Raw genomic sequence first — 25,523 nt, 5'->3', positions numbered from 1 at the left:
AAACTGGCAGTGCTCGGCTTGGCGCGCCAGCGGCTTGCGGCTAGTATGTGAATCCCTTCATTCAGGATGATGATGATGATGCGCAGCTACCTTCGCATGATGTTGTTTGCACTGGGATTATTGGCTGGGGTCCAGATCCCGGGTCTGATCGATCTCTACTTCCAGCGGCTGGATGCCCGGGTGCAGCAGGCCAACCTCAGCCTGGCCCCCTTCCAGGGGACCGCGGATCAGCACTTCGGTGGGGATCTGCAGGCCCTGATCGCCCACTACGGCGCCAGTCAGGATCCGGTCTTCACCCAGGATGCCGACAGCCTGAAGCTGCTGGTGAGCCAGCAGCGCCACCTGCAGCAGGAGCTCGCCATCAAGGATAAACCCTGGCTCCGACAGCTCTCCCACCTGCTGCTGCAACCGGATCCCCTGCTCTGGCAGGATACCCTGCACAACTACAGCTATGTGGTGCCGCTCAAGCAGGCCGCCATCGGCTGTGGTCTCGCCGTTGGCCTGATCGCCGCCCTGCTCGGGGATCTGCTGCTCGGCATCATCCTGCTGCCGTTTCGCTCGCGCCAGCCTGCCCCCCGCTATCGCTGACGCCCCTCTCCCGGCCTACTCGAAGGGTTCGAGATAGGCCTGGATCGCCTTCTTCAACCAGGCCAGCACCTTGCCGTGGTGGGCGCTTTCCGACAGATAGACGCCGTAGTCCCGCCACTGCAGGCTGAACTTGTGCTTCAGGGTCAACAGATCGCCCTGCCGCAACTGACCCTGGATCAGCGGCGAGGGCAGCACGGCCCACCCCAGCCCATCCAGCACGGCGTCCCGCATCAGCTCGAAGCTGGACAGGCCGATGTGCTGGCCGCCGATGGGCAGCAGGCTCTTGACCGAGAACTCGTCGACGTAGGAGAGGGTCACCTGGGTGTGGCCGCTGAGATCCTGCTGCAACACCCGTTTCAGGCTGGACAGGGGGTGGCTCGGGGCCACCACCATCAGAGTACGGATGGGGCTGAGCACATCGATGCACAGGCCGCTGCGCTCCTGCTCCTCGGTGATGAGGCCGAAGGCCGCATCCACGAACCCCTCCTCCACCAGGGATGGCAGTTCGGGGGGCGAGGCCAGCACCAGGGAGATGCTGGTGCCGGGGAACTGGCGACGCAGGGTGCCCAGCATGTCCCGCCAGACCGATTCGGGGATGGCGTCGTCCCGCGCCACCCGCAGCGCCACCTCGGCGCCGGAGGCGTGATGCTCGCACTTGAGCTGCAGGCTGTTGGCCGCCTGCAGCAGTCGCTTGCAGTCATCCAGCACCAGCTCCCCGATCTCGGTCAATCGACTGCGATTCGCCCCACGTTCAAAAAGCTCGACGCCAAGCTCCAGCTCCAGTGCCGCAATGGCCGTGCTGACCGCGCTGCGACTCTTGCCAAGACGGCGGGCAGCATTGGCAATGGAACCACTTTCCGCTGATTCAACAAAGAGTTTTATCTGATTGAGTTTCATGAAGGTGTTGGCGTGCAGAGGATCCGGTCTTTACCTTAGCCCGCCCCTTGCGCACAAGGCAAACCCGCAGCGTTTGGTTTATCGACGCTGAGCGATTCCCGACGGGGCCAAGGCCCCGGCTATCCTTGCCGGGTCGAAGTCACAGAAGGACGTTTTATGTCAATCAGTCGTATGTTATTGGCCCGGATGTTTTTGACCGGCGCCATCCTGACCGAGGTCGCCGGCACCTCCTCCATGACCCTCATCGCGGACAATGGCGCGGGCTGGCTCAACTACCTGCCCATGTGGGCGCTCATCGCCCTCTCCTACCTGATGTTGGCCAAAGCCGCCAAAACAATCTCCATTGGTATCGCGTTCGCCCTCTGGGAAGGACTGGGGATCGCCTTGATCACCCTGGTCTCCGTGTTGTTCCTGGAGTACCGCATCAGCACCCAGGAGCTGATCGGGCTCGCGCTGGCCATAGTGGGGATTGTTATGGTGACCCTGGGTGAGAGCCATGATGAGCCGACCTCAGCCCCCGCACCGCGTCAGATTGGGGAGGCCCCATGCACCCGCTGATCATCGTGCTCGGCGCCGCCCTGCTGGACATTGGCGCCAACATGGCCATCAACCGCTCGGTGGGATTTCGCTACAAGGGCTGGGGCTTTCTCGGCATCCTGCTGGTGCTCTGCGCCTTCACCCTGCTCTCCGAGGCGGTGAGCACCGGCAAGATAGATCTCGCCATCGCCTACGCCACCTGGGGAGCCATCGGCATCCTCGGCACCGCCCTTGGCGGCCTCTTGCTGTTCGGGGAGCGGCTCAAACCCATCGGTTGGGCCGGGATCCTGGTGATGGCGGTGGCGGTAGCCCTGTTGACCACCGCATGATCCACGCCAAAAGCTCATGAAAAAAGCCGTCCGGTTTGCCGGGCGGCTTTTAAACAGTCAAAACGATCGCTCAGATTGCAGCAGGCAGTCTAACTCTCTGCCTCATAGAGCTCCAACGGCAGGCCGTCGGGGTCGGCGAAGAAGGTAAAGCGCCGACCGGTCAGCTCGTCCACCCGCACCGCTTCCACCTCGATCCCCTGCCTCTGCAGATGGGCGATGACCCGCTCCAGATCCGCCACCCGAAAGGCCAGATGGCGCAGGCCGCAGGCCTCGGGCCTCGAGGCGCGCGGCGGCGGCGCGGGGAAGCTGAACAGCTCGAGCTGGCTACCGTCCGGCAGGGCCAGATCCAGTTTCCAGGATTGGCGGGCTTCGCGCAGGGTCTCAGCGATGATGGGCAGTCCCAGCACCTCGTGATAGAAGCGGCGCGAGCGCGCATAGTCGCTGGCGATGATGGCCACATGGTGGATGCCGCCGAGCAGGGGTATCGTCATACCGACTCCATCAAAACGGGCGGCCAGGCCGCCCGTTTCCTTAGTTGAAGAAACCGTTGAACCAGTTGTCCAGGGCGTTGGTCGGGCTCGGGTTCGCCACCGGGGCGGCGCAGCTCATGGGTTCCCCCAGTCCTGCCAGCTTGGCCGGCACCTGCAGGCTGCCGGGGCAGTCGCTGGTGACCCGGGCACCACTGGTGCGGGAGAAGCTGGCCCAGCTCACCCCCTCCGGCATGTTCAGGCTCAGGCTGTTGACCCCGCGCTGGCTCATGTAACCGCTGAACAGTTGCAGGGCACCGCTGGCACCGGTCAGCCCGGCCGGGGTGTTGTCGTCACGACCGACCCAGATGCTCACCAGTTCGTTGTTGTCGAGCCCGGTGAACCAGGAGTCCCGCAGTTCATTGGTGGTCCCGGTCTTGGCGGCCATGGTGGCGCCGGGGAACTTGGCCCCGAGGGCCCGTGCCGTGCCCTGGCTCACCGTCTTGGTCATGGCGAACAGGGTCAGCCAGCTCGCCTGGGGATCCGTGACCCGCTTGGCGGCCTCATCATGCTGATAGAGCTGGCTGCCATCGCCGTTCACCACGGCGCGGATGGCCGACAGTGGCTGGGTCAGCCCCTGGTTCGCGATGGGCAGGTACATCTGGTTCACCTCCATGGGAGAGAGCGCCACGGCCCCCAGCACCAGGGACGGGTAGGGCTGGATCTCCTGGGTGACCCCGAGCTTGTGCAGGGTATCCACCACCTTGTCGAGCCCCACCTGCATGCCGAGGTTGACGGTCGGCACGTTCAGGGAGCTCGCCAGCGCCTCCATCATGGGCACGCTCTGGCGGAACTTGCGATCGTAGTTCTGGGGTGTCCAGATCTGGCCATCCTGGCCGCGGATGCGGATCGGCTGATCCTTGAGCGGCGTACCCAGGGTCAGGCCATTGGAGAGGCCGGTCAGGTAGACGGCGGGTTTCACCAAGGAACCGATCTGGCGACGGGCATCCAGCGCGCGGTTGAAGCCGGCGTAGCGCGGATCCCGGCCCCCCACCATGGCGACCACTTCCCCCTTGTGCCAGTCGGAGACCACCATGGCCGCCTCCAGCTTCTTCTTGCCACGCTGCTTCTCGATGGTGGCAAGCCCCGACTCCACCGCCTGTTCGGCGGCGTGCTGGGCGATGGGATCCAGGCTGGTGAAGATCTTGAGGCCGGACTGCTTGAGCAGATCCGGGCCGAAGCGGCTCTGGATCTCCCGCTTGAGCAGGCCCATGAAGGCCGGGGTACGACCATAGCTCATCTGGCCACGGGTGATGATGCCAAGGGGTTGCTTGCTGGCCAGCTCATACTCGGGCTGGGTCAGGCTGCCGTGATCCATCAGCAATTTCAGCACCAGATCCCGCCGGGCCTTGGCCCGCTCCGGGAAGCGCCAGGGATCGTAATAGGAAGGGCCCTTCACCATGCCCACCAGCAGGGCCACCTGATCGATGTCCAGCTCGTTGACCGGGATGCCGAAGTAGAAATAGGAGGCGAGCCCGAAGCCGTAGACCCCCTGGGAGAAGTTCTGGCCGAGGTAGACCTCGTTGAGATAGGCCTCCAGGATCTCGTCCTTGCTGTAGCGGTAGTCGATCAGCACCGCCATATAGGCTTCCTGCACCTTGCGCCACAGACTGCGCTCACGGGTCAGGAAGAAGTTCTTGGCGAGCTGCTGGGTGAGGGTACTGCCCCCCTGCACGGTGCGCCCCGCCAACACGTTGGCCGCCATGGCGCGCATGATGGCCACGGGGGAGACGCCGCCATGCTGATAGAAGTCCCTGTCTTCCGTGGTGAGCAGGGTGACCAGCAGGCTGTCTGGCACCTCGGCGATGCGCACCAGCAGGCGATCCTCCCGATCCTCGGTGTTCAGCCGGTCCAGCAGCACCGGGTCCATCTGGGCATAACCGAGCTGGCGCTGGTTTTCGAGCGCCAGGATCCCGTCCAGCCGCGCACCGTTGAAGGTCAGGCGCAGGCCGCGGGCACCGTCGGCGCCGTCGTGGAAGGCGAACGGGCGGCGGATCAGGTCAATCTTGTTGCCATTGACCGCATACTCACCCGGGGTGTGGGGCTGGCGCACCTGCTTGTAGCTCAGCATGTTCAGCTCGCGCAGCATCTGGGCCTGGGAGAGACGCTGGCTGGGGTAGAGCTCCAGCGGACGGCTGTAAACCATCACCGGCAGCTGCCACTTCTCGCCATCGAAGCGCTCGCGCACCTTGGTATCGAGATAGATACCGAATACCACCATGAAGGCGCCCACCACCAGCGAGAGTTTGAAGCCAAGCCAGAACAGCTTGCGCCAGATGGTGTTGTTGGGCGCGGCCTTCTTGGGCGCGCGCTTGCGTCGTTGGGTTGCCATAAATCCTCTTTGCTTTCCTTCCTGCTTGTGTTGTCGCCTTCGCGAACGTCCGATTGCGCCTGGTCAATCGGCTCTACAATCCCATCTTCTTCTTGGTCACTCTGGTCGGCATCGCCTCGAGGGGATTGTCCGGCCAGTAGTGACGCGGGTAGCGCCCTTTCATCTCTTTCTTCACCTGCTCGTAGGAGCCCGCCCAGAAGGCGGCGAGATCCGCGGTGATCTGCAGTGGCCGCTGGGCCGGGGAGAGCAGCTCCACCACCAGGGCCACCCGGCCATCGGCCACGCAGGGCGTGCTGGCCTGACCGAACATCTCCTGGATCCGCACCGGGATCACCGGTGCCTGACCCGGCTCATAGCGGATGCGCACCCGGCTGCCGGTGGGGGCCTGGAAATGACTCGGCAACGCCTCGTCCAGCCGCTTTGGCAGGGGCCAGGGCAGAGACTGGCGCAGCAGCTCCGCCAGGTTGAGACGCTTGAGCTGCTCCAGCCTCGTCATGCCGCTCAGTGCCGGCAGCAACCATGTTTCCAGCGTTGCCAGCAGGCTGTTCTCATCCATGGCAGGCCAGCCCTCCTCCGGCAACCAGTCGGCGGCGCAGCGCAGCCGGGCCAGCAGCCCTTCACTACTCTCGTCCCAGGGCAGCACGTGCAGTCCCTTGCGACGAATGCCCTGCAGCAGGCAGCGCCCCTTCTGCTCGTCCGACAGATCCGTGAGGGGGCGCTGGCTCAGCACCAGTTCACCGAGTACCTGCTGGCGCTCGGCCCGCACCCGCTCCTCCCGTTCATCCCAGTCGAACCACTGGCGTTCGCTGACCAGTTCAGGCAGCTGGCGCACCAGCTCATCCAGCTCCACGGGTTCGGCGATGAAGATGCGGCTGCCACGCTCGTTCTGGCCCATCTCGATGGAGACGAGCGCTGCTTGCCCCTGACAGGGATGACCTTCTACCAGATCGCAGCTCACCCCACCACTGAGTTGATAGCGATTGCCGCTGCGCAGTTTGCCGATCCTGTCCGGCCAGGCGAGGGCGCAGAGCAGCCCGAGCCACTCCCCCCTGGCGGTGGAGGGGCGCACGCCGAGGCGATCAAACCAGCGGGCGGCGCCCTGGCGCAAGGCGCTCTGGCGGCGCTGGAACAGCACGGACAGACGCTCGGATCCTCGCAGATCCTCTTCCTGCAGCGCCACCAGGAAAGCGGCATCGGCGACAATCCCTGTCAGACCCTCGGCCTCGAGCTCACGGGCCCGCAGCAACATGCGCGCCAACCGGGGATGGGTCCCCAGGGCCGCCATGGCGCGGCCGGCCGGGGTCAGCTGCTGCTCCCCATCCGCTTTCATCGCGCCGAGGGAGGCCAGCAGTCGCTGGGCACTGGCCACCGCCGCCGCGGGTGGCGGGTCCAGCAGCGGCAGGCTCTCGACCCTGGCCCCCCACTGGGCGGCGTCCAGCAGCAGGCCGGTCAGCTCCTGGGTCAGGATGTCTGGCGGGCTCTGCTCGGCGAGGCGCTCCTGCACCTCGGCACTCCAGAGCCGGTAGCAGATACCCGGGCCTAAGCGGCCCGCCCGCCCCGCCCGCTGGGTGGCGGACGCCTTGGCGATCTGGCGGGTCTCCAGCCGGGTGACCCCGCTCTTGAGATCGAAGGAGGCACGCCGCTCCAGCCCGCTATCGATGACAATCGATATCCCTTCAATGGTGAGGGAGGTCTCCGCCACATTGGTGGTGAGTACCAGCTTGCGGCTGCCCGCCGGTGCCGGTTCGATGGCGGCCTGCTGGGCTTTGATGTCGAGGCGGCCATAGAGGGGGGCGAGGCGCACATCATCAGGCAGCCGCCCCTCCAGCCATTGCGCCAGTCGCTCTATCTCCCCCTGCCCCGGCAGAAACACCAGGGCGCTGCCGGGATGTGCAGCCAGCGCTTCAAGCACTACGACGCCCACCTGCGGCTCCAGCCACTGCTGGCGGTTGGCGGGGCGGTAGTGATAGTCGATGGGAAAGCCGCGCCCCTCTGAGCGGATGACGGGAGCTGTCGGCAGCAAGGCTTCCAGCGCCATGCCATCCAGAGTGGCGGACATGATCAGCAGCTTGAGATCGTCCCTCAGTCCCTGCTGGCTCTCGATGGCGAAGGCCAGGGCGGTATCCGCATGCAGGCTGCGCTCGTGAAACTCGTCGAAGATGACCAGCGACACCCCGGCGAGCTCCGGATCCTGCTGCAGCATCCGGGTCAGCACCCCTTCGGTCACTATCTCGAGCCGGGTCGCGGCGCTGGTACGGCTCTCCCCCCGCACCCGCAGGCCGATGCGCTCCCCCACCTTCTCCCCCAGCTGGCGAGCCAGAAAGCTCGCGATGTTCCGTGCCGCCAGCCGGCGGGGCTCCAGCATGATGATCCGACCGGGCAGCCGGTGCTGGCGTACCAGCTCCAGGGGCAGCAGGGTCGACTTGCCCGCGCCGGGGGGCGCCTGCAGGATCACGCTGGCATGGCTATCGATGGCATCAAACAGCTCGGGGAGCACCGAAACGATGGGGAGTTGGGACAAAACGGCGACAACCTTCTGTGGCGACATGAAAAACGGTGTCCATTCTGCCATAGCAAGGGGTCTGCTGTAAGCGCATGGCGTCGAAGCCATCCCTCTCCCCTCCCTCCCGTGCATGGCGATGACTGGCGTCGGCAAGACATTCCCCCGTCCACTGCCATAGAATGGGCTCCTACCTGCGCATCACGAGGACCGACTCCCCCCATGTCCAAACTCTTCTTCGCCCTGCCCCTGCCCGAGCTGGCTGCCGAGCTGGCCGCCTGGCGCGCAGAGCGTCCCTGGCCCGGTCTGCCGGTCCCGGCGGCGAACCTGCACCTCACCCTGGCCTTTCTCGGAGAAACCGACGAGCAGACCCAGGAGCGCCTGATTGCCGCCGCCGGACAGCAGCACTGCCCGCCCTTTGCCGTCCGGCTCGATCAGACCGGCTGGTTCGCCCGCGCCAAGGCCGCCTGGGTAGGGCCGAGGGAGTGGCCCAACGAGCTGAACGTGCTGGCCCGGGCCCTGCGCCGTCACGGCGAGAAGCTGGGGCTCGGCAACGGGGAACAGGGCTATCGCCCCCATGTCACCCTGTCGCGCAAGGCGGGGGAAGCCCCCAATGATCTGCCTGCGCCGGTCTTCGTGCTGCAGGCGGAGCGGTTCTGCCTCTATCGCTCGGTGAGCACCCCGGACGGGGTCAGCTATGAAGCCATCGCCTGCTGGCCCCTGCGGGCTCGCATCAAGGAACAAAAACCCGAGGAGCTGACCCCATGATTTTCGATCCCCCCCTGCAATGCGGGCAGCTCATCAGCCGCTACAAACGCTTCCTGACCGATGTGCAACTGGACGATGGCGAGACCATCACCATCCATTGCGCCAACACCGGCGCCATGACCGGCTGCGCCGATCCGGGCACCCGGGTCTGGTACTCCACCTCCGACAATCCCAAGCGGAAGCTGGCTCACAGCTGGGAGATTGCCGAGAGTCCGGCGGGCCATTTCATCTGCGTCAATACCGCCCGCGCCAACCAGATTGCCCGCGAGTTGATCGAGCAGGGGGCGCTGGCCCCCCTTGCCGGTTATGCCAGGCTGCGGACCGAGGTGAAATACGGGGAAGAGAACAGCCGCATCGACCTGTTGCTGGAGGACGATGACAGGCCCAGCTGCTACATCGAGGTGAAATCCGTCACCCTGCTGGACGAACGGGAGCAGACCGGCATGGGTTACTTCCCCGATGCGGTGACGACCCGGGGAGCCAAACATCTGCGTGAACTGATGGCCATGAAGGCGGCGGGGCACAGAGCTGTGTTGTTATTCATGGTGTTGCATTCGGGGATTGCGCGGATGCGCCCGGCAACGCACATCGATCCGCACTATAGTCTGCTCATTGAACAGGCAATGGCGGCGGGGGTTGAAATTTTATGCTATCGCCCCCATGTTGGGGTGCGAGGCATGGTGGCTCAAGACTTTATCCCGTTTGAATCTGACCACCTGCAACCCGAGGGCTGCAAATAAATGCTGGAATGGGTAACAATATTGGTATGGCTTGTTTGCCTACGGGTTACCCTTCTGCTATAGATACCGCCCTCAATTTATGGATGGCACGAGTCGCGTGCTGAATTAGGAGACAGGGCATGCCAACAGGCGAAAACAGGAAATCTCTGGGCCCCCTGGCCATTGCGGGTGTCGAGCCTTACCAGATGAAAGCTGGCGAGGAGTACATGAATGACCAACAGAAGGTTCATTTCCGCAAGATCCTGGGAGCCTGGCGTAACCAACTGATGCAGGAAGTTGACCGCACCGTTGACCATATGAAGGATGAGGCTGCCAATTTCCCGGATCCCGTCGATCGCGCCGCGCAGGAAGAAGAGTTCGCGCTCGAGCTGCGTACCCGCGACCGTGAACGCAAACTGATCAAGAAGATCGAGAAGACCTTGCTGCTGCTCGAAGACGATGACTTCGGATACTGCGAGCATTGCGGTATCGAGATTGGCATCCGTCGTCTGGAAGCCCGTCCGACCGCCGACCTCTGTGTCGACTGCAAGACGCTGGCCGAGATCAAGGAAAAACAGATGGCAGGCTGAGGCCGACCATCAAGGTGAATCACAGAAGGGAGCTTGCGAGCTCCCTTTTTTATTGTGATTTTGCCGGGTGCGGCCCAGAATGCGGTCTCATTATTCAGCTTTCCCCGATGATCATGCCCACCACTGCCACCCCTACGCCCCCGACTCGCCCCTATATCGGCCGCTTCGCCCCCTCGCCGTCAGGCCCGCTCCACTTTGGATCCCTGGTGGCGGCCCTTGGCAGCTTTCTGCAGGCGAGATCCCGGCAAGGAAAATGGCTGGTGCGCATCGAGGACATCGATCCGCCGCGGGAGATGGCCGGCGCGAGCGACCTCATTCTCCGCACACTGGAGGCCCATGGCCTCGAGTGGGATGGGGAGGTTGTCTATCAGAGCCTGCGCCATGGGCGTTATGACGAGATCATCGAGGGGCTCTATCGGGCCGGCCACCTCTACTGGTGCCGCTGTACCCGGCGCGAGATCATGGCCGCCGGCGGTTTCTATGGCGGCCATTGCCGGGAGCTGGGCTTATCGGCTTCCGGCTGCGCCGCCCGCCTGCGCCAGCGCCAGCCCGTCTATCACTTCGAGGATGCGCTGCAGGGCCGGATCTCGGTGCCGGCGGCCCTGGCGGAGGAGGACTTTATCATCCGCCGCCGGGACGGGCTCTACGCCTACAACCTGGCGGTGGTGGTGGATGACATGGACTGCGGCATCACAGAGATCGTCAGGGGCGCCGATCTGCTGGAGCCCACGGTGCGCCAGATTGCGCTCTACCAGATGCTGGGGGCGCCGGTGCCCGCCTGGGTGCATCTGCCGCTGGCGGTGCTGGCCGATGGCCACAAGCTCTCCAAGCAGAATCACGCCCCGGCCCTGGCGCTCGATGAGGTGAGACCCGCCCTCTGGCAGGCCCTCGCATTCCTCGGCCAAAACCCGCCTCCCGAGCTGGCCGAGGGAACCGTTGCGCAGATGATTGCCTGGGGAATAGCCCACTGGCAGTTGGCACGGGTGCCCCATCAGCCGACCATTCTGTTTGGGGGCAACAAGCCGGATACCTGACCCAGTCGGCCAGCAGGTCAGCGCCGTATCCGGTGCGCAGACCACATAGTTTCGCATTTGGCCAGGCCTGAGCTATGATAGGCCGCTATTTTTTGGCCTCCCGTCAATTTGAAGTCATGAAGAGGTGTACCATTTTTTCCCAGATCGCAAACTTTTGCCGCAAGGTGCTCGGCAAGGAAGACGGCGAGCAGTCGATGGAATCCAGCCTGCCGACCCATGTCGCCGGCCAGCGCCGCATCCTGAGCCGTGACCAGCACCCCATCTCGCGCAAAGAGATCAGCGAGAACGCGCTCAAGGTGCTCTACCGCCTGAACAAGGGAGGCTATGACGCCTACCTGGTGGGTGGCGGCGTCCGTGACATTCTGCTCGGGAAGACGCCAAAGGATTTTGACATCGCCACCAACGCGACGCCGGAACAGATCAAGGCACTGTTCAGCAACTGCCGCCTGATCGGCCGCCGCTTCCGCCTGGCTCACATCGTCTTTGGTCGTGACGTGATCGAAGTGGCCACCTTCCGGGGTCACCACCATCAGGTCAATACCAGCAAGCACGTGTCGGCCCAGTCTGATGAAGGCATGCTGCTGCGGGACAACGTCTACGGCACCATCGAAGAGGATGCCGAGCGCCGCGACTTCACCGTCAATGCCCTCTACTACAGCGCCAGGGACTTTACCCTGCACGACTTCGAGGGGGGCATCGAGGATCTGGCCGAGCGCAAGCTGGAACTGATCGGCGATCCCGAGACCCGTTATCGGGAAGATCCGGTGCGCATGCTGCGCGCCGTGCGCTTCGCCGCCAAGCTGGACATGCACATCAGCCCTCGCACCGCCGCCCCCATCAAGGAGCTGGCGCCCCTGCTGCAAGACATTCCGGCGGCCCGCCTGTTCGAGGAAACTCTCAAGCTGTTCCTCGCCGGCGACGGCCTCGCCACCTACAAGCTCCTGCGGGAATACGGTCTGTTCCAGCCCCTGTTCCCCCAGGTCGCCGCCCTGTTCACCCCCCATGGCAACTCTCCCTACGAGCAGTTCATCGAACAGGCCTTGATCGATACCGACAACCGGGTCCGTGAGGAGAAGCGGGTCAGCCCAGCCTTCCTCTACGCCACCCTGCTGTGGGGCGCCGTCGAAGCCCGTGGCCGGGTGCTGGAGAACGAGAGCGGCCTGCCCTGGTACGACGCCTTCATGCTGGCCATCAACGAGGTGCTGGATGCCCAGGTGCGGATCATCGCGGTGCCGCGCCGCTTCACCACGGACGTGCGCGACATCTGGGCACTGCAACAGCGACTGACCCGTCGCCAGGGCCGTCATCCCGAGCGCGCCATGGAGCATCCCAAGTTCCGCGCAGCTTTCGACTTCCTGTTGCTGCGCAACCGGGTCGAGCGGGGCCTGGGCGAACTCGCCAGCTGGTGGGAACGCTACGTAGCCGCCAACCCGGACGTGCGCCCGCAGTTGCAACGGGACGCGGGACGCGGTGAGCGCGCACCGGCAGGAGAGCGCAGCGGTGAGAAACGCAGCAGCAACAGCCGCAATCGCCGCCGCCCCCGTCGCCGCAAGCCCAAAGCCGCCGAGTAAGCCAGTCCCATGATCGAGGTCTTCGTCGCTATCGGCTCCAACCTGGGGGATCCTCTCGCCCAGGCCAGGCGGGCCATCAGAGCAATGATGGCGTTGCCGGAGTCTAACCTGGTACAGGCCTCGCACCTCTACGGCAGTCGCCCCATGGGCCCGGCGGATCAGCCGGACTATGTCAATGCCGTGGTGCGACTCCAGACCCGGCTCGGCCCCCTGGCCTTGCTGGATCAATTGCAGAAAATAGAGCTGGAACAAGGACGTGTGCGCAAGGACGAGCGCTGGGGTCCGCGGACCCTGGATCTGGATCTGCTGCTCTATGGTGAGCAAGTCATCCAGCATGAACGCCTGATTGTCCCCCACTACGGCATGAAGGAGCGGGAGTTCGTCCTGCTGCCCCTCGCCGAACTGGCGCCCGACCTGGTGCTGCCCTGTGGCACCCCGCTCGCCGAACTGGTTGCCCGCTGCCCGCGCAATGGTCTGTCGATCCTTGCCGGTGCCACGGATGAGTAGAGAAGTAGGAGCAACGCAATGAGCAAGATCACAACCACCGGCCTGATGAAGATGAAGCAGGACGGCCAGAAAATCACCGCCATCACCGCCTATGACGCCACCTTCGCCAAGCTGTTTGACGACGAGGGTGCACAGGTATTGCTCATCGGCGATTCCCTCGGCATGGTGCTGCAGGGTGGTGAAGACACCCTGGCGGTCAGCATGGACGAGATGGTCTACCATACCCGCTGCGTGGTGCGTGGCACCAGCAAGGCGCTGGTGGTGACCGATATGCCGTTCATGAGCTATGCCACTCCGGAGCAGACCTACCAGAACGCCGCCCGGCTGATGGCCGCAGGTGCCCGCATGGTGAAGATGGAAGGGGGCGACTGGCTCTGCGAGAGCATCCGCCATCTGACCCGCAACGGCGTGCCGGTATGCGGTCACCTGGGGCTGACCCCGCAATCCGTACACGTGTTTGGCGGCTTCAAGGTGCAGGGACGCGATGAGTATCACGCTCAGGAGATCTACCGCCAGGCCCTGGAGCTGCAAGCTGCCGGCATCCAGCTGCTGGTGCTGGAATGCGTGCCGGTCGCCTTGGCCGAGCGCATCACCAAGGCACTGCGCATCCCGGTGATCGGCATAGGTGCGGGCCCCGCCACCGATGGCCAGATCCTGGTCATGCACGACGCCTTCGGCATCACCTCCGGCTATGTGCCCAAGTTCACCAAGAACTTCCTGGCCGAGACCGGCGACATGCATGCTGCCATCCGCCTCTATGTGAAAGAGGTCAGCGAGGGCACCTTCCCGGGCCCGGAGCACTGCTTCAACTGACAGCCGGCCTCAGGGACGCGAGCGGGGGCCATGGCCCCCGTTTCGCCATCTGCCGATAACCCATTCAACCCATTCTCTTGGATCTATCCGAAGGTGAACTATTGATGCTCGTCGTTAATAATCCCGCCGCCCTGCGCGAGCAGATCGGTCAGTGGCGCCGTGAAGGTCGTGCCATCGCATTCATCCCCACCATGGGCAACCTGCATCAGGGCCATCTGACCCTGGTCAACGAGGCCCGCAGCCACGGTGAGAAGGTGGTGGTCAGCATCTTCGTGAACCCCTTGCAGTTCGACAAGGCCGAAGACCTCGCCAACTACCCCCGCACCCTGGAGCAGGACTGCGCCGCCCTGCAGGCCGCCGGTGTGGATCTGGTGTTCACCCCGACCCCGGAACTCATGTATCCCCATGGTCTCGCCAGCCAGACCTTCGTCGAGGTGCCCGGCCTCTCCAGTCTGCTGGAAGGAGCGCTGCGTCCGGGGCACTTCCGCGGGGTGAGCACTGTGGTCACCAAGCTGTTCAACCTGGTGCAACCGGATGTGGCCTGCTTCGGCCAGAAGGACTACCAGCAGCTCGCACTGATCCGCAAGATGGTGGATGACATGGCCATGCCTATCGAGATCGTCGGTGTGCCCACGGTACGTGCCGAAGACGGGCTGGCCCTGTCATCACGCAACGGCTACCTCACCGCTGCCGAGCGTGCTCTGGCCCCCGAGCTTGCCCGCACCATGAACTGGGTAGCCGAGCAGATCGAGGCGGGAGAGCATCACCTGCCCTCCCTGGTGGCCAAGGCCAGTCAGCGTCTGGACAACGCAGGTTTTCGGACCGATGCCATCGACATCGTCGATGCGGCAACCCTGGAGGCGGCAACCGGCGACAGCCAGCAACTGGTGATCCTGATGGCCGCTTATCTCGGCAAGGCTCGCCTCATCGACAACCGAGTCGTCACGCTTGCCCACGCTGAACCCAGCTGATGCGTCCGATGGCCGTGCTCAGGTGCGGCCATCCCATCAATAGCCCCATCGCCCACCATCACTGCGCCTTATCCCAAGGAGAGACCATGTCCAAGAAGGTTTATTGCATCGCCCAGTTCCAGCCCAAGCCGGGCAAGGAGCAGACCCTGTTCCAGGTACTGCAGAGTCTGGAGCCCAACACCCTGCGCGAAGATGGCTGCCAGCAGTACATCGTCACTCGCCACATCCCGAGTCCCTTCGCCGAGGGTGAGAGCTTCCCCATCGTCTTCAACGAGATCTGGCGTGACATGGCAAGCTTCGAGGCCCATTGCCAGCGGGCCGAGATCAAGGCCTTCTTCGAGCGCTACTGCCTCGCCGATGACGGGCTGGCCGCCAAGTGGAATGTCTGCGTCTACAGCGACGAGCCGGTGCAGTACGACGCCCCCGTCTTCTGATCCGCCTGGATGACCATCACACCGGCTGAATATGCAGACACCGGCGCAAGGCCGGTGTCTGGTCATCAGGTGAACTGTGGTGCGTCACTGCACTTCGGCAGCCCCCACCAGCAGGTCGTTTGAAATATTATACAGCGCCAGCCCCTTCTCGCCGTCCAGCACCTTCACATCATCACCGGCACGAAAACGCTGAAAGCTTTCTCCGCATTTCACTTTATAAATTTTGTTTGACTCAAGATTAACTGAACATTGTTCGCTATTTATAGACATCAGCTTTATTTTTGATTCTTCCAGCACATGATATCCAGCACTGACCGCGGTGGCGCTACCGGTAATAGCCAACAGGATGGCACCGCAAACAATTCCATTTCTCATTTATCTCTCCAATGAACATTAAAATAAAGTGATCTCACAGACTATCTCGAGGCTGGTGCTGTCATGCCGTGACAAATAATGGACACCAAACCGTCCTGCCATCTCAGACAGAAAATGAGGCATGCATACACCAGACAAGTATGTGCTTCTATGGGTTATCAGGTAATGCGGCTCCCGAACATGGGCAACAGAATAAGGGCCGTGTCGGCAATATTCAGGATCCCATTATTATCAACCATGGTGAGGCTGTTTTGTTCTGCATCAAAATCCGGTGAGATAATGCGCACCAAGGCTTGGCCCCGCCCAGTGCCTGTGCTGACTGAAACAGGTATCATTTGCACGCATCTAGTATGGCTGCACCGCTCCAGCCCCTTCCCGCTCCATCGTCATGAGGTATCACCTCCCTGCCGCCAGAGACTTTTCCTGCTCTTGGCTTTCTGACCAAGGCCATGGATTTGTTCAAGATGAAATTCGGAAAACCGATGCACCATGAATGCGAGCGTTTCGTCATGCATTTGTTGTAAATGTTTTAATAAAAAGCGTGCCACCTTATTAATCAGTCCAGATGGAATTATCAAATATAGTGAATACTATGTCTGTAAAATTGCTAAGTCTTTATGTTGTGTTTCACCCTATAAACACAAGCATCGCAATAACTATGATGCCGAGACTATCATGTCGTCATGCACAAGAAAAACAAAACCAAGTAACAGATATTAAAAGAAGGTGGAGGGATTTTAAATCCCATATCGCACAAAGAGGTTATAGATATATCGGGTAAAGCGGGAAGTGATGTTCAGTAAAATAATTCGACATGCAAGGGGTTAATCAAGATATCAACTCACCTGCTTTCTTCTACATCCACCATCAATCAATATGGCTATATCACGAGGTATGAGAACGCGAGCGTGGAGCCTTACATGGACATAATAAAAAGGCGCCAATGGCGCCTTTTTATGCTCAGTCACTCAGTGTCGCAAGCCAGTGCCGCGAGAGATGAGCCACCAGGCCAGGCCATAGAGGGCCACGATGAAGCCGATGATGATGAGGTAGGCGGTGCCGAGCGGCACGTCGGAGATACCGAGGAAGCCGTAACGGAAGGCGTTCACCATATAGATGATGGGGTTCACCTGAGAAACCCCCTGCCAGAATGGCGGCAGCAGGGTGATGGAGTAGAAGACGCCACCAAGGTAGGTGAGCGGTGTCAACACGAAGGTCGGGATGATGCTGATGTCATCGAAGGTCTTGGCGAACACGGCGTTGATGAGCCCCCCCAGAGAGAAGAGGATGGCGGTCAGCAACACGGTAATGAAGACGCTGAACAGGTGGTGGATCTGCAGCGGTACGAAGAACAGGGACACCAGGGTGACGATGAAGCCGACACAGAGGCCGCGGGCGACGCCGCCCCCCACGTAGCCGGCGATGATGACGTAGTTCGGCACCGGTGCCACCAGCAGCTCTTCCACGTTGCGCTGGAACTTGGCACTGAAGAAGGAGGAGGCGACGTTGGAGTAGGAGTTGGTGATGACCGACATCATTATGAGGCCGGGCACGATGAACTCCATGTAGCTGAAGCCCCCCATCTCACCGATGCGCGAGCCGATGAGGTTGCCGAAGATGACGAAGTAGAGGCTCATGGTAATGGCCGGCGGCACCAGGGTCTGCAGCCAGATCCGGGTGAAACGAACCACTTCCTTGGTCAGGATGCTCTTGAAAGCGATGTAATAGGTGTTGGCATTCATGCTGTACAAACCCCTTCCAGCAAGGTGATGGGATCAATCTCGAAACTCATGCTTTGCGCCCCTCTTCCACCAGGTTGACGAACAGCTCTTCCAGCCGGTTCGCCTTGTTGCGCATGCTCTGTACTTGCACCCCCTGGGCGGAGAGCTGCTCGAACAGGCTGTTGAGGGACTGGCTCTTGTCCAGTTCCACCTCCAGGGTGCGCTCATCCTGCATGCGTCCCTGGAATTCGGGCACATTGGGCAGGGCGGAGCCGGGGGCCAAGTCCAGCATGAAGGTCTCCCGACCCAGCTTGCCCAGCAGGTTCTTCATGCTGGTGTTTTCAATCAGCCGACCCTTGTCGATGATGCCGATGTTGCGGCACAGCATCTCCGCCTCTTCCAGGTAGTGGGTGGTGAGTATGATGGTGACCCCCTGCTCGTTGAGCTGCTGCAGGAAGTGCCACATGGAGCGGCGGATCTCGATATCCACCCCGGCGGTCGGCTCATCCAGGATCAGCAGCTTGGGCTCGTGCATCAACGCGCGGGCAATCATCAGGCGTCGTTTCATGCCACCGGACAGGGTGCGGGCCGCCATGTCGCGCTTGTCCCACAAATCGAGCTGACGCAGGTACTTCTCGGCGCGGATCTTCGCCTCTGAGTTCGGCACGCCATAGAAGCCGGCCTGGTGGATGACTATCTGGCTCACCTTCTCGAACTGGCTGAAGTTGAACTCCTGGGGCACCAGGCCGAGCTGGGCCTTGGCCAGCTCCAGTTCGCCATCGATATCATGGCCGAACACCTTCACCTTGCCGGCGCTTTTATTCACCAGCGAGCTGATGATGCCGATGGTGGTGGACTTGCCTGCCCCGTTCGGGCCGAGCAGGGCGAAGAAATCCCCCTGCTTGACGCAGAGATCGATGCCCTTGAGGGCTTCGACGCCCCCCTGATAGGTCTTCTTCAGACCGCTGATTTCCAATGCGTTCATTGCAACCCCTGTGATGGATGAGCCCATCTCGAGACAGAAAAGGCGGCCAAGGCCGCCTGCAGGCAGTCGATGACGCTGTCACCCTGCCGTTGCCACTGTGAGCCTTGCTTATTCTTGCGGAACTACCTTGCCGATGAACGGCAGATTACGATACTTCTGGGCGTAATCGATACCACAGCCCACCACGAATTCGTCCGGGATGGAGAAGCCGATCCAGTCCACCGGTACCTGCACTTCCCGGCGAGACGGCTTGTCCAGCAGGGTGCAGATGGCCAGGGACTTGGGTTCACGCAGGGAGAGGATCTCGCGCACCTTGTTGAGGGTGTAACCGGTATCGATGATGTCCTCGACGATCACCACATCCTTGCCCTTGATATCGTCATCCAGGTCTTTGAGGATGCGCACGTCACGGGTGCTGTGCATGCCGGAGCCATAGCTGGAGGCAGTCATAAAATCCAGAGTGATGGGCAGTTGGGTCTGACGGCACAGGTCGGCCAGGAAGACGCAGGAGCCACGCAGCAGGCCGATCATGACCACTTCATCGGAGCCCTGGTAGCGTGCGGTGATCTCTTCACCCAGCTTGGCGATCCGGGCGGCAACGTCAGCCTCGGAGATCATCACCTCGACGATATGTTTCATCACTTACTCCAATAATGGCCAACGGGTCGTTGGCCGTTCATGTACATCAAAGCCGAGGATTCTATCACTCCAGCCCCGAGGCGTCAGGCATACGTGATGCTTTTATCGGCTTATTTTAATTGATAGAGTTAGCAAGCCTTTCGGCATTATCGGTGACAATACTATAAACACCATAATCAATAACTATTAGATGAAAAAACTATGGAACCACGCGCAGAAATAAGACGTCGAACCCGGCTCTCGCCGGAGGCTCGTCGTGATCAATTGATGGAATGTGCCATCGAGGTATTTTCCCGTCGCGGCATCGGCCGTGCGGGTCATGCCGAGATCGCGGAACAGGCCAAGGTATCGGTTGCGACCGTATTCAACTACTTCAACACCCGTGAAGATCTGGTCGATGAAGTCCTGGCAGAGATCGAGCGTTTTGTGCAACAAATCCTCGAGCAGGCTTATACCGGTCAGGGGCCGGTCAAGGACAGCATCCACCGCCACGTCAAACTCTTTGTCGATGCGGCTTATGACAGCCCGGACCATGCCAGCATCTGGCTGGAATGGAGTTCGTCGGTCCGCGAAGAGGTCTGGCCCCGTTACACCCGTCTGCTGGACAAGGCATTGGAGCGCATCGCGCCCCACCTGCAGGCTGCCATGGACAGTGGCGAGATCCAGAGCGTGCTGTCGGCGCAGGATCTGGCCCGCTCCCTGACCGGGTTTGGCTACGTCATGATGCAGATGATCAATCAGCCCCAGCGCCCGTCCCGGGAAGAGGTGACTGATTTCCTGTTCAAATATGTGACGGCCCCCCTTCAGGCCGCCTAAACCGCCTCACCCATGAAAAAAGCGGCGCCGGACATCGAGTCCGGCGCCGCTTTTGTTTGCCTGTCCTGGCTCAGATCAAGGCTTGGCGTAGCCCCAGCGTTGGGTCAGTGCCTGCTCGATGCCGAGATGATCCAGGACTCGCGCCACCATGAAGTCCACCAGATCCTCGATACGCTTGGGCTCGTGGTAGAAACCGGGCGCCGCCGGCATGATGGTCACCCCGAGTCGTGCCAGTTTCAGCATGTTCTCCAGATGGATGGCAGAAAACGGGCTCTCCCGCGGCACCAGGATGAGCTGACCGCGCTCCTTGATCACCACGTCCGCCGCCCGCTCCAGCAGGTTGTCCGAGGTGCCATTGGCGATGGCCGAGACAGTGCCCATGGAGCAGGGACAGACCACCATCTGCCTCGGCGCCGCCGAGCCCGAGGCCACCGGCGAGAACCACTCCTCCTTGCCACAGGCCACAATCTGCCCCTCTTTTGCCCCATATTCGCGGCATAGATAGGTCGAGAGTTCCTTGGGGCTGCCGGGCCAATCCACCTGCTGTTCGGTCTTGAGTACCACCCGGGCCGCCGAGGAGGCCAGCAGATAGACCTTGTAATCGGCTTGCACCAGGCACTCGAGCAAACGCAGCGCATATGGGGCGCCGGAAGCCCCCGTCAGCGCCAAAGTGATCTGTTTATCCATGTTAACCCGCGATCTTCTGGTGGAGGCGGCCAAGCAGCTTGTCATGGATGCCGCCAAAACCGCCGTTGCTCATGATCAGAATATGATCCCCCAGACGGCTCTCGGCCACCAGCTGGGCAATCAGGGTATCCAGCTCCCCAAACACCCGGGCCGGACGACGCATGTGAGCCGTCACCTCGCCGAGATCCCAGCCGATGTTCGGCGGCTGGAAGAAGAACACCTCATCGGCATCGTCGAAGCAGGCGGCCAGCTCGGCCTTGTGCACCCCGAGCTTCATGGTGTTGGAGCGCGGCTCCAGCACCGCCAGGATGCGGGCCTTGCCCACCTTGGCGCGCAGGCCGCCGAGGGTGGTCTCGATAGCGGTCGGATGGTGGGCGAAGTCGTCGTAGACGCTGACACCGGCCACCTCCCCTTTGAGCTCCATTCGCCGTTTCGGGGATTTGAACTGGCACAGGGCAGCAATGCCGTGCTCCACCATGACACCGGCATGGCGGGCGGCAGCGATGGCCATCAGGCCGTTGTTGACGTTGTGCTCGCCGATGCACTCCCAGTGCACCTCGCCCTGCTTGACGCCATCCAGCCACACCTCGAACACCGAGCCGTCGTCCGCCAGCTTGACCGCCTTCCACTTGGCGTCGTCCTGACCCACCAGCTCCACTTCGCTCCAGCAGCCCATCTCGCGCACGGCACCGAGGTTGTGATCCGCCTGCGGGAACAGCACCCGGCCATTGCGCGGCACGGTGCGCATCAAGTGGTGGAACTGGCGCTGGATGGCGGCGAGATCCGGGAAAATGTCCGCGTGATCGAACTCCAGGTTGTTCATGATCAGGGTGCGCGGGTGGTAGTGGACGAACTTGGAGCGTTTGTCGAAGAAGGCGCAGTCATACTCGTCCGCCTCGATGACGAAGAAGGGGGCCGCGCCCAGGCGCGCGGAGACCGGGAAGTTGCCCGGCACGCCACCGATGAGAAAACCGGGCTCCAGCTTGGCGTATTCCAGCACCCAGGCCAGCATGCTGGCGGTGGTGGTCTTGCCATGAGTGCCCGCCACGGCCAGCACCCAGCGATCCTTCAACACATGTTCGAGCAGCCACTGGGGGCCAGAGATATAAGGCAGATTGCGATCCAGCACATATTCCACGCAAGGGTTGCCACGGCTCATGGCGTTGCCTACCACCACCAGATCCGGCGCAGGGCTGAGCTGGGACGGGTCATAGCCTTCGGTCAACTCGATCCCCTGCTGCTCGAGCTGGGTACTCATGGGGGGGTAGACATTGGCATCGGAGCCGGTCACCCGATAGCCAAGCTGCTTTGCCAACACCGCCAGACCACCCATGAAGGTGCCGCAGATCCCGAGAATATGAATGTGCATACCACTGCCTTGTCCAATGAAGGGAGTGGGCATTCTACCAAGGTCGCCGGAATTTGGCAGACCCAAGCTGCCGCCGTGGTACCAAGGCTGTCGCAATGGCCGCGAAATATGGTCATTTGACGGGACATCGCTATAATGTCGGCCTGCAAACTCGACTCCAACATGCTAAAGGAAATGTCATGAGCCTGAATCTGGTACCGGCTGGCAAGAGCCTGCCCGACGACATCTACGTCATCATCGAAATCCCGCAGAATGCCGACCCGATCAAATACGAAGTCGACAAGGACAGCGGTGCCATCTTCGTGGATCGCTTCATGTCCACCCCGATGTTCTACCCGTGCAACTACGGTTATGTGAACGCCACCCTGTCCCTGGATGGGGATCCCGTCGACGTGCTGGTGCCGACTCCCTACCCGCTGCTGGCCGGCTCCGTCATTCGCTGCCGCCCGGTCGGCGTGCTGAAGATGACCGACGAGTCTGGCGAAGATGCCAAGATCGTGGCCGTGCCGCACTCCAAGCTGACCAAGCAATACGATCACATCAAGGATGTGAACGATCTGCCCGAGCTGCTGAAAGCCCAGATCCAGCACTTCTTCGAGCGCTACAAAGAGCTGGAAGCGGGCAAGTGGGTCAAGGTGGAAGGCTGGGGCGACAAGGCCGCCGCCGAAGCCGAGATTCTGACTTCCGCCGAGCGTTACGCTGCCAAATAAGCCGCGTCCTCGTGCAAAAAAGGCGCCTTATGGCGCCTTTTTGTTGCTCCTTGGCTGCCTGCCCGGCGGATCCCCCTGGATATAGATGTCGCGGCCGTTGTCGCGATAGGGGCGATAGTAGTCATCGCCGCAGCGATACTCCCCACCCGCACTGCCCACCAGATCGCAGTTTACCGGCAGCACCTCCAGCCACTTGACCGCCTGCTGGAAACGCAACCACTCCTGCCACTCGTGTTCACGTGCCAGCCTGTCCCGCAGGGCGAAGGTATCCGCCGGAGAGAGCCCCTGATTGACGATCACCTGGCCCGCCGCCGCCGGCAGGGTGGTTAACAACAGCAGGAATATGGCGCCAGCTCTCATGGTCGTCCTCCAAATCGAATATTTTCGAAATTAAATTTAAAGCTTTATCAATTAATTACCAACTAAAGCCTCATTGGAGCAATCCAAATCCCGCGCTCTCACCTAGTTGTTTAATATCAACCGGCGCAGGAAGCATCCTCATGAAACTGGCACAAGCTCTGCTGTGGAGTCTGATGGTGGGCACCTCTTGCGCGCAGGAGGTCAATTTCAGCTGGCAATGGCTCTCCGCCGATGGCCAGCAAAAACACCTGCAACTGAGCACGGACGAACGCATTCTCTCCGCCAGTCGCCACGAGATGACCCAACTCGATGCCTCCCTCAACTATCCCCTGGAGACGCTCTACTCCTATATCAGCCCGCGCCTCTACAGCAGCATCAACCAGATCAATCAGAGCAGCCCGGAAACCGCCACCAAGTTTCGCAATCTGGAGCAGGCCTTCACCCTGCACGACAACAGCCAGGAATCGACCCAGTTCTGGCAGGCCTATCAACAATATCAGGAGGATGCCTTCTACCAGATGCGAGTCTCCCCCTGCATTCATCCGGCCAATATCAAGCTCCCCTGCGTGCGGCCCAACTATTCCCAGCTGTTCTATCAGTTCAAGGGCGATCTCAAACCTCTGGCTCAACAGTTCTCCGCCAAGGATCTGGCCACCAGCGTGTATCTATTGCAGGAGTGGTTGAACGCCATTCCCACTCCGCCCGAGCAGATGGATCACTTCGCGCCCCCCCTGCAGGCCCTGCAGGAGAACAAGGCCGACAGCGACGAGAAGGCGCTGCTGATGGCAAGCCTCTTGGCGGAGCTCGCCCCCCAATACATGCTCAGCATCATCTACCCCAACATCAGCATCGGCAGCGTCTCCCCTGCCTGGCTCGCCATCACCGCAGACAGCGGCCTCAAGGGAGACACCGTGGTGATCGGCAATCAGCGTCACGTGCTGCTGACCGGCTCCCCCCTGCTGGCCCAGCAGATGACCATGGCCCAGATCCCGCTGGTGAGCGAACCCCTCTACTGACGCCACTGCTCAAACCAGTTTGCAAGCAGTTGATTTTTATCGACTGCATGCGATTCTAGCGACCGCTTGCCAGCGGGCCGCCTCTGGGTGGCAAGGATGGCACCCTCCGCCAGGCGATAACATTTAACACTTTTTAAACAGATCCGATCAGTTTAGGATGTGGTGTGCCTCTTCCCCTCAACCACAAGTCGTTATAACATAACAAAGGAGTGTCATACGGATGAAACATCTCGTACTTACTCTGGCGCTGCTGCCGAGCCTGGTCATGGCCCACAACATCAAGGAGTCTGCCCAGGTTCCCCTGGTCAACATCGCCGACAGAGGCGAACTGGTGTTGAAGGACAAAGAGATAAGCTACCAGCCCTGGCAAAGCAAGGTGCTGACTGGCAAGGTATTTCTGATCCAGCACATCGCGGGTCGTTCCAGCGCCAAGGAGCTCAACGGCCCCATGATCGAGGCGATCAAGGCCGCCAAGCTGCCCCATGATCAATACCAGACCGTCACCATCATCAACAGCAATGACGCCATCTGGGGCACCTCCGGCTTTGTGAAGAGCAGCGCCGAAGACAGCAAGAAAGAGTTCCCCTGGTCCGCCATGGTGCTGGACGCCAAGGGTATGGCCCGCAATGCCTGGGATCTCGCGCCGGAAAGCTCGGCCATCATATTGCTGGATAAAGAAGGCAAGGTGCTGTTCGCCAAAGATGGCCAGCTCGGTGCCACCGATATCACCAAGGTGATGGGGCTCATCAAGTCCCATCTCTGAATCAGAGAAAAGGGCGCTGATGGCGCCCTTTCCATAGGGGCTTATGGTTCGTTCCAAGCTGAAAATCTGGTTGCTGTTGCTCGGCTGGTTGTGGTTGCAACCGGTATTGGCGCAGCACCCGCTGGAAGCGGATCTGCCTGGTCATGATCACCATTGCCTCGTCTGCGCCCTCCACCTGGATGGTAAGCTGGCCCTGACGCCCACCCTGGTGCCTCCGGCCGCTCCCTTTATCGCCTATCCCTCCCTCACCACTGCTTTTACCCCCATCGACCATCTCGGCGTCCCCCATTACAGCATCCGTGCCCCACCAGCCTCTTCCTTCCCGTTCGTTTAGATATTTCCATTATTTATCAATGAATTTGAAAGGATTAACGATGAAAGCAGCCACCCTGTTCCTGGCGGTCGCCGCCTTTGGCGTACAAGCCAACCACGATGAACACGAAAGCCACGGCCACGGCGCTCACGAGCATGGTCACGGCCACCTCAACCTGGTGCTCGACGGCAACCAGCTGATGATCGAGCTGCAGGCCCCTGCCGCCGATCTGGTGGGCTTCGAGCATGCCGCCAAGACCGACGCCGAAAAGGCGCAATACGCCAAGGCCATGGCCCAGCTCAAGCAGCCGGATGCCCTCTTCCGACTGGATCCTGCGGCCGGCTGCACCCTGGCCCAGCAGGAGATCAACGCCCCCAAGGAAGAGCATGATCACGACCATGACCATGACCATGACCATGACCATGACAAGGCTGACGCCGATCACGACGAACACCATCACGAAGATGGTCACGCCGATCTCGGAGCCATGTACACCTACAACTGCCAGACACCGGCCAAGCTGACCGGGCTGGAAGCCACCCTCTTTACCGTCTACCCGAGCCTGGAAAAACTGAGCGTGCAGGGCATCTTGCCCACCGGTCAGACCGCGGCCGAGCTGACCCCGTCCGCCTACAAACTGAGCTGGTGATCC

At 61.5% G+C, this 25,523-nt stretch carries 29 protein-coding genes; 18 read left to right on the top strand and 11 right to left on the bottom strand.

What is annotated here, in order from left to right; all coding sequences use genetic code 11:
- The first annotated feature begins 66 nt into the window (after nucleotides 1-66).
- Entirely contained in the window at nucleotides 67-588 is a 522-nt protein-coding gene (locus tag VZC39_RS03735; RefSeq protein ID WP_434665808.1) for a DUF2937 family protein, read from the top strand.
- 15 nt (nucleotides 589-603) lie between these two features.
- Here the strand turns inward: VZC39_RS03735 and VZC39_RS03730 are convergent, their stop codons facing one another.
- A complete protein-coding gene (locus VZC39_RS03730) occupies nucleotides 604-1,485 on the bottom strand; it encodes a LysR family transcriptional regulator (RefSeq protein ID WP_434665806.1) in 882 nt (293 codons plus the stop codon).
- A gap of 156 nt (nucleotides 1,486-1,641) precedes the next feature.
- Here VZC39_RS03730 and VZC39_RS03725 point away from each other — a divergent pair, with 156 nt between their 5' ends.
- The gene (locus VZC39_RS03725) at nucleotides 1,642-2,043 is read left to right on the top strand and encodes an SMR family transporter (protein WP_434665804.1); all 402 of its coding nucleotides are present in this window, start codon (nucleotides 1,642-1,644) and stop codon (nucleotides 2,041-2,043) included.
- Nucleotides 2,031-2,351 carry an SMR family transporter gene (locus VZC39_RS03720; protein WP_349921110.1) on the top strand — a complete coding sequence of 107 codons (321 nt, stop codon included), beginning with the start codon at nucleotides 2,031-2,033 and terminating at the stop codon, nucleotides 2,349-2,351. The genes VZC39_RS03725 and VZC39_RS03720 overlap by 13 nt, the downstream gene beginning before the upstream one ends.
- Nucleotides 2,352-2,440: 89 nt before the next feature.
- Here VZC39_RS03720 and gloA2 read toward each other — a convergent pair whose 3' ends face one another.
- From gloA2 to hrpB, 3 genes are all read right to left on the bottom strand, one after another.
- Nucleotides 2,441-2,842, bottom strand: a complete 402-nt coding sequence (gloA2, locus tag VZC39_RS03715) for an SMU1112c/YaeR family gloxylase I-like metalloprotein (protein ID WP_434665802.1) — start codon at nucleotides 2,840-2,842, stop codon at nucleotides 2,441-2,443.
- A 40-nt stretch (nucleotides 2,843-2,882) separates the two neighbouring features.
- Nucleotides 2,883-5,210 carry a penicillin-binding protein 1B gene (gene mrcB / locus VZC39_RS03710; RefSeq protein WP_434665799.1) on the bottom strand — a complete coding sequence of 776 codons (2,328 nt, stop codon included), beginning with the start codon at nucleotides 5,208-5,210 and terminating at the stop codon, nucleotides 2,883-2,885.
- A gap of 73 nt (nucleotides 5,211-5,283) precedes the next feature.
- On the bottom strand, nucleotides 5,284-7,731 hold the full coding sequence (gene hrpB, locus VZC39_RS03705; protein WP_349921107.1) for an ATP-dependent helicase HrpB: 2,448 nt from the start codon (nucleotides 7,729-7,731) through the stop codon (nucleotides 5,284-5,286).
- Between the two features lie 201 nt (nucleotides 7,732-7,932).
- Between hrpB and thpR the strand changes: the two genes are divergently transcribed.
- From thpR to VZC39_RS03660, 9 genes are all read left to right on the top strand, one after another.
- On the top strand, nucleotides 7,933-8,478 hold the full coding sequence (gene thpR, locus VZC39_RS03700; RefSeq protein WP_349921106.1) for an RNA 2',3'-cyclic phosphodiesterase: 546 nt from the start codon (nucleotides 7,933-7,935) through the stop codon (nucleotides 8,476-8,478).
- Nucleotides 8,475-9,218 carry a DNA/RNA nuclease SfsA gene (gene sfsA, locus VZC39_RS03695; protein WP_349921105.1) on the top strand — a complete coding sequence of 248 codons (744 nt, stop codon included), beginning with the start codon at nucleotides 8,475-8,477 and terminating at the stop codon, nucleotides 9,216-9,218. Before thpR ends, sfsA begins: the two co-directional genes overlap by 4 nt.
- A 119-nt stretch (nucleotides 9,219-9,337) precedes the next feature.
- Nucleotides 9,338-9,787 carry an RNA polymerase-binding protein DksA gene (gene dksA / locus VZC39_RS03690; RefSeq protein ID WP_349921104.1) on the top strand — a complete coding sequence of 150 codons (450 nt, stop codon included), beginning with the start codon at nucleotides 9,338-9,340 and terminating at the stop codon, nucleotides 9,785-9,787.
- A gap of 113 nt (nucleotides 9,788-9,900) precedes the next feature.
- Nucleotides 9,901-10,821, top strand: a complete 921-nt coding sequence (gluQRS, locus tag VZC39_RS03685) for a tRNA glutamyl-Q(34) synthetase GluQRS (protein WP_434665795.1) — start codon at nucleotides 9,901-9,903, stop codon at nucleotides 10,819-10,821.
- Between the two features lie 116 nt (nucleotides 10,822-10,937).
- Nucleotides 10,938-12,392, top strand: coding sequence for a polynucleotide adenylyltransferase PcnB (gene pcnB / locus VZC39_RS03680; protein ID WP_349921102.1), 1,455 nt, complete (start codon nucleotides 10,938-10,940; stop codon nucleotides 12,390-12,392).
- Nucleotides 12,393-12,401: 9 nt separating this feature from the next.
- Complete coding sequence (gene folK / locus VZC39_RS03675; protein ID WP_349921101.1) at nucleotides 12,402-12,899, top strand: 2-amino-4-hydroxy-6-hydroxymethyldihydropteridine diphosphokinase; 498 nt, start codon at nucleotides 12,402-12,404, stop codon at nucleotides 12,897-12,899.
- Nucleotides 12,900-12,917: 18 nt separating this feature from the next.
- The gene (gene panB / locus VZC39_RS03670; RefSeq protein ID WP_434665792.1) at nucleotides 12,918-13,712 is read left to right on the top strand and encodes a 3-methyl-2-oxobutanoate hydroxymethyltransferase; all 795 of its coding nucleotides are present in this window, start codon (nucleotides 12,918-12,920) and stop codon (nucleotides 13,710-13,712) included.
- A gap of 104 nt (nucleotides 13,713-13,816) precedes the next feature.
- Nucleotides 13,817-14,683 (top strand): pantoate--beta-alanine ligase, encoded by an 867-nt coding sequence (gene panC, locus VZC39_RS03665; protein ID WP_434665789.1) that lies wholly within the window; start codon nucleotides 13,817-13,819, stop codon nucleotides 14,681-14,683.
- 86 nt (nucleotides 14,684-14,769) lie between these two features.
- Nucleotides 14,770-15,117 (top strand): putative quinol monooxygenase, encoded by a 348-nt coding sequence (locus tag VZC39_RS03660; RefSeq protein ID WP_434665786.1) that lies wholly within the window; start codon nucleotides 14,770-14,772, stop codon nucleotides 15,115-15,117.
- Between the two features lie 84 nt (nucleotides 15,118-15,201).
- Here VZC39_RS03660 and VZC39_RS03655 read toward each other — a convergent pair whose 3' ends face one another.
- The 4 genes from VZC39_RS03655 to hpt all read right to left on the bottom strand — a co-directional run bounded on the left by VZC39_RS03655 (nucleotide 15,202) and on the right by hpt (nucleotide 18,837).
- Nucleotides 15,202-15,492, bottom strand: coding sequence for a hypothetical protein (locus tag VZC39_RS03655; protein WP_434665784.1), 291 nt, complete (start codon nucleotides 15,490-15,492; stop codon nucleotides 15,202-15,204).
- 968 nt (nucleotides 15,493-16,460) lie between these two features.
- On the bottom strand, nucleotides 16,461-17,234 hold the full coding sequence (locus tag VZC39_RS03650; protein ID WP_349922368.1) for an ABC transporter permease: 774 nt from the start codon (nucleotides 17,232-17,234) through the stop codon (nucleotides 16,461-16,463).
- 46 nt (nucleotides 17,235-17,280) lie between these two features.
- A complete protein-coding gene (locus VZC39_RS03645) occupies nucleotides 17,281-18,198 on the bottom strand; it encodes an ABC transporter ATP-binding protein (protein ID WP_434665782.1) in 918 nt (305 codons plus the stop codon).
- A 108-nt stretch (nucleotides 18,199-18,306) separates the two neighbouring features.
- Entirely contained in the window at nucleotides 18,307-18,837 is a 531-nt protein-coding gene (hpt, locus tag VZC39_RS03640; RefSeq protein WP_349921094.1) for a hypoxanthine phosphoribosyltransferase, read from the bottom strand.
- A gap of 201 nt (nucleotides 18,838-19,038) precedes the next feature.
- Between hpt and VZC39_RS03635 the strand changes: the two genes are divergently transcribed.
- Nucleotides 19,039-19,653, top strand: coding sequence for a TetR/AcrR family transcriptional regulator (locus tag VZC39_RS03635; protein ID WP_434665779.1), 615 nt, complete (start codon nucleotides 19,039-19,041; stop codon nucleotides 19,651-19,653).
- A gap of 75 nt (nucleotides 19,654-19,728) precedes the next feature.
- Here the strand turns inward: VZC39_RS03635 and VZC39_RS03630 are convergent, their stop codons facing one another.
- The gene (locus VZC39_RS03630) at nucleotides 19,729-20,340 is read right to left on the bottom strand and encodes a flavin prenyltransferase UbiX (RefSeq protein ID WP_349921092.1); all 612 of its coding nucleotides are present in this window, start codon (nucleotides 20,338-20,340) and stop codon (nucleotides 19,729-19,731) included.
- Nucleotide 20,341: 1 nt separating this feature from the next.
- Nucleotides 20,342-21,709, bottom strand: a complete 1,368-nt coding sequence (gene mpl / locus VZC39_RS03625) for a UDP-N-acetylmuramate:L-alanyl-gamma-D-glutamyl-meso-diaminopimelate ligase (RefSeq protein WP_434665776.1) — start codon at nucleotides 21,707-21,709, stop codon at nucleotides 20,342-20,344.
- A 179-nt stretch (nucleotides 21,710-21,888) separates the two neighbouring features.
- On the opposite strand from mpl, the gene ppa reads away from it, so the two are divergent.
- Nucleotides 21,889-22,419: an inorganic diphosphatase gene (gene ppa, locus VZC39_RS03620; protein ID WP_349921090.1), complete on the top strand. Its 531-nt coding sequence runs from the start codon at nucleotides 21,889-21,891 to the stop codon at nucleotides 22,417-22,419.
- 27 nt (nucleotides 22,420-22,446) lie between these two features.
- On the opposite strand, the gene VZC39_RS03615 is transcribed toward ppa, so the two are convergent.
- Nucleotides 22,447-22,779: a hypothetical protein gene (locus VZC39_RS03615; protein ID WP_434665773.1), complete on the bottom strand. Its 333-nt coding sequence runs from the start codon at nucleotides 22,777-22,779 to the stop codon at nucleotides 22,447-22,449.
- Nucleotides 22,780-22,919: 140 nt separating this feature from the next.
- Between VZC39_RS03615 and VZC39_RS03610 the strand changes: the two genes are divergently transcribed.
- The 4 genes from VZC39_RS03610 to VZC39_RS03595 all read left to right on the top strand — a co-directional run bounded on the left by VZC39_RS03610 (nucleotide 22,920) and on the right by VZC39_RS03595 (nucleotide 25,520).
- Nucleotides 22,920-23,795, top strand: coding sequence for a hypothetical protein (locus VZC39_RS03610; protein ID WP_434665771.1), 876 nt, complete (start codon nucleotides 22,920-22,922; stop codon nucleotides 23,793-23,795).
- A 220-nt stretch (nucleotides 23,796-24,015) separates the two neighbouring features.
- Nucleotides 24,016-24,558, top strand: coding sequence for a YtfJ family protein (locus tag VZC39_RS03605; RefSeq protein ID WP_434665768.1), 543 nt, complete (start codon nucleotides 24,016-24,018; stop codon nucleotides 24,556-24,558).
- A gap of 43 nt (nucleotides 24,559-24,601) precedes the next feature.
- Complete coding sequence (locus tag VZC39_RS03600) at nucleotides 24,602-24,892, top strand: hypothetical protein (protein ID WP_434665765.1); 291 nt, start codon at nucleotides 24,602-24,604, stop codon at nucleotides 24,890-24,892.
- A gap of 40 nt (nucleotides 24,893-24,932) precedes the next feature.
- A complete protein-coding gene (locus VZC39_RS03595) occupies nucleotides 24,933-25,520 on the top strand; it encodes a DUF2796 domain-containing protein (protein WP_434665763.1) in 588 nt (195 codons plus the stop codon).
- The last annotated feature ends 3 nt before the right edge of the window (nucleotides 25,521-25,523 follow it).

The organism is Aeromonas sp. NJAU223 (assembly GCF_051125555.1).
Taxonomy (GTDB): Bacteria; Pseudomonadota; Gammaproteobacteria; order Enterobacterales; family Aeromonadaceae; genus Aeromonas; species Aeromonas veronii_G.
Note: the sequence above shows the minus strand (reverse complement) of the source record. Positions and strands in the feature narration are given on the sequence as shown.

Coding starts and splice junctions, on each gene's coding strand:
- VZC39_RS03735 (WP_434665808.1), top strand. CDS start 67: ATGATGATGATGATGCGCAGCTACCTTCGCATGATGTTGTTTGCACTG.
- VZC39_RS03730 (WP_434665806.1), bottom strand. CDS start 1,485: ATGAAACTCAATCAGATAAAACTCTTTGTTGAATCAGCGGAAAGTGGT.
- VZC39_RS03725 (WP_434665804.1), top strand. CDS start 1,642: ATGTCAATCAGTCGTATGTTATTGGCCCGGATGTTTTTGACCGGCGCC.
- VZC39_RS03720 (WP_349921110.1), top strand. CDS start 2,031: ATGCACCCGCTGATCATCGTGCTCGGCGCCGCCCTGCTGGACATTGGC.
- gloA2 (WP_434665802.1), bottom strand. CDS start 2,842: ATGACGATACCCCTGCTCGGCGGCATCCACCATGTGGCCATCATCGCC.
- mrcB (WP_434665799.1), bottom strand. CDS start 5,210: ATGGCAACCCAACGACGCAAGCGCGCGCCCAAGAAGGCCGCGCCCAAC.
- thpR (WP_349921106.1), top strand. CDS start 7,933: ATGTCCAAACTCTTCTTCGCCCTGCCCCTGCCCGAGCTGGCTGCCGAG.
- sfsA (WP_349921105.1), top strand. CDS start 8,475: ATGATTTTCGATCCCCCCCTGCAATGCGGGCAGCTCATCAGCCGCTAC.
- dksA (WP_349921104.1), top strand. CDS start 9,338: ATGCCAACAGGCGAAAACAGGAAATCTCTGGGCCCCCTGGCCATTGCG.
- gluQRS (WP_434665795.1), top strand. CDS start 9,901: ATGCCCACCACTGCCACCCCTACGCCCCCGACTCGCCCCTATATCGGC.
- pcnB (WP_349921102.1), top strand. CDS start 10,938: ATGAAGAGGTGTACCATTTTTTCCCAGATCGCAAACTTTTGCCGCAAG.
- folK (WP_349921101.1), top strand. CDS start 12,402: ATGATCGAGGTCTTCGTCGCTATCGGCTCCAACCTGGGGGATCCTCTC.
- panB (WP_434665792.1), top strand. CDS start 12,918: ATGAGCAAGATCACAACCACCGGCCTGATGAAGATGAAGCAGGACGGC.
- panC (WP_434665789.1), top strand. CDS start 13,817: ATGCTCGTCGTTAATAATCCCGCCGCCCTGCGCGAGCAGATCGGTCAG.
- VZC39_RS03660 (WP_434665786.1), top strand. CDS start 14,770: ATGTCCAAGAAGGTTTATTGCATCGCCCAGTTCCAGCCCAAGCCGGGC.
- VZC39_RS03655 (WP_434665784.1), bottom strand. CDS start 15,492: ATGAGAAATGGAATTGTTTGCGGTGCCATCCTGTTGGCTATTACCGGT.
- VZC39_RS03650 (WP_349922368.1), bottom strand. CDS start 17,234: ATGAATGCCAACACCTATTACATCGCTTTCAAGAGCATCCTGACCAAG.
- VZC39_RS03645 (WP_434665782.1), bottom strand. CDS start 18,198: ATGAACGCATTGGAAATCAGCGGTCTGAAGAAGACCTATCAGGGGGGC.
- hpt (WP_349921094.1), bottom strand. CDS start 18,837: ATGAAACATATCGTCGAGGTGATGATCTCCGAGGCTGACGTTGCCGCC.
- VZC39_RS03635 (WP_434665779.1), top strand. CDS start 19,039: ATGGAACCACGCGCAGAAATAAGACGTCGAACCCGGCTCTCGCCGGAG.
- VZC39_RS03630 (WP_349921092.1), bottom strand. CDS start 20,340: ATGGATAAACAGATCACTTTGGCGCTGACGGGGGCTTCCGGCGCCCCA.
- mpl (WP_434665776.1), bottom strand. CDS start 21,709: ATGCACATTCATATTCTCGGGATCTGCGGCACCTTCATGGGTGGTCTG.
- ppa (WP_349921090.1), top strand. CDS start 21,889: ATGAGCCTGAATCTGGTACCGGCTGGCAAGAGCCTGCCCGACGACATC.
- VZC39_RS03615 (WP_434665773.1), bottom strand. CDS start 22,779: ATGAGAGCTGGCGCCATATTCCTGCTGTTGTTAACCACCCTGCCGGCG.
- VZC39_RS03610 (WP_434665771.1), top strand. CDS start 22,920: ATGAAACTGGCACAAGCTCTGCTGTGGAGTCTGATGGTGGGCACCTCT.
- VZC39_RS03605 (WP_434665768.1), top strand. CDS start 24,016: ATGAAACATCTCGTACTTACTCTGGCGCTGCTGCCGAGCCTGGTCATG.
- VZC39_RS03600 (WP_434665765.1), top strand. CDS start 24,602: ATGGTTCGTTCCAAGCTGAAAATCTGGTTGCTGTTGCTCGGCTGGTTG.
- VZC39_RS03595 (WP_434665763.1), top strand. CDS start 24,933: ATGAAAGCAGCCACCCTGTTCCTGGCGGTCGCCGCCTTTGGCGTACAA.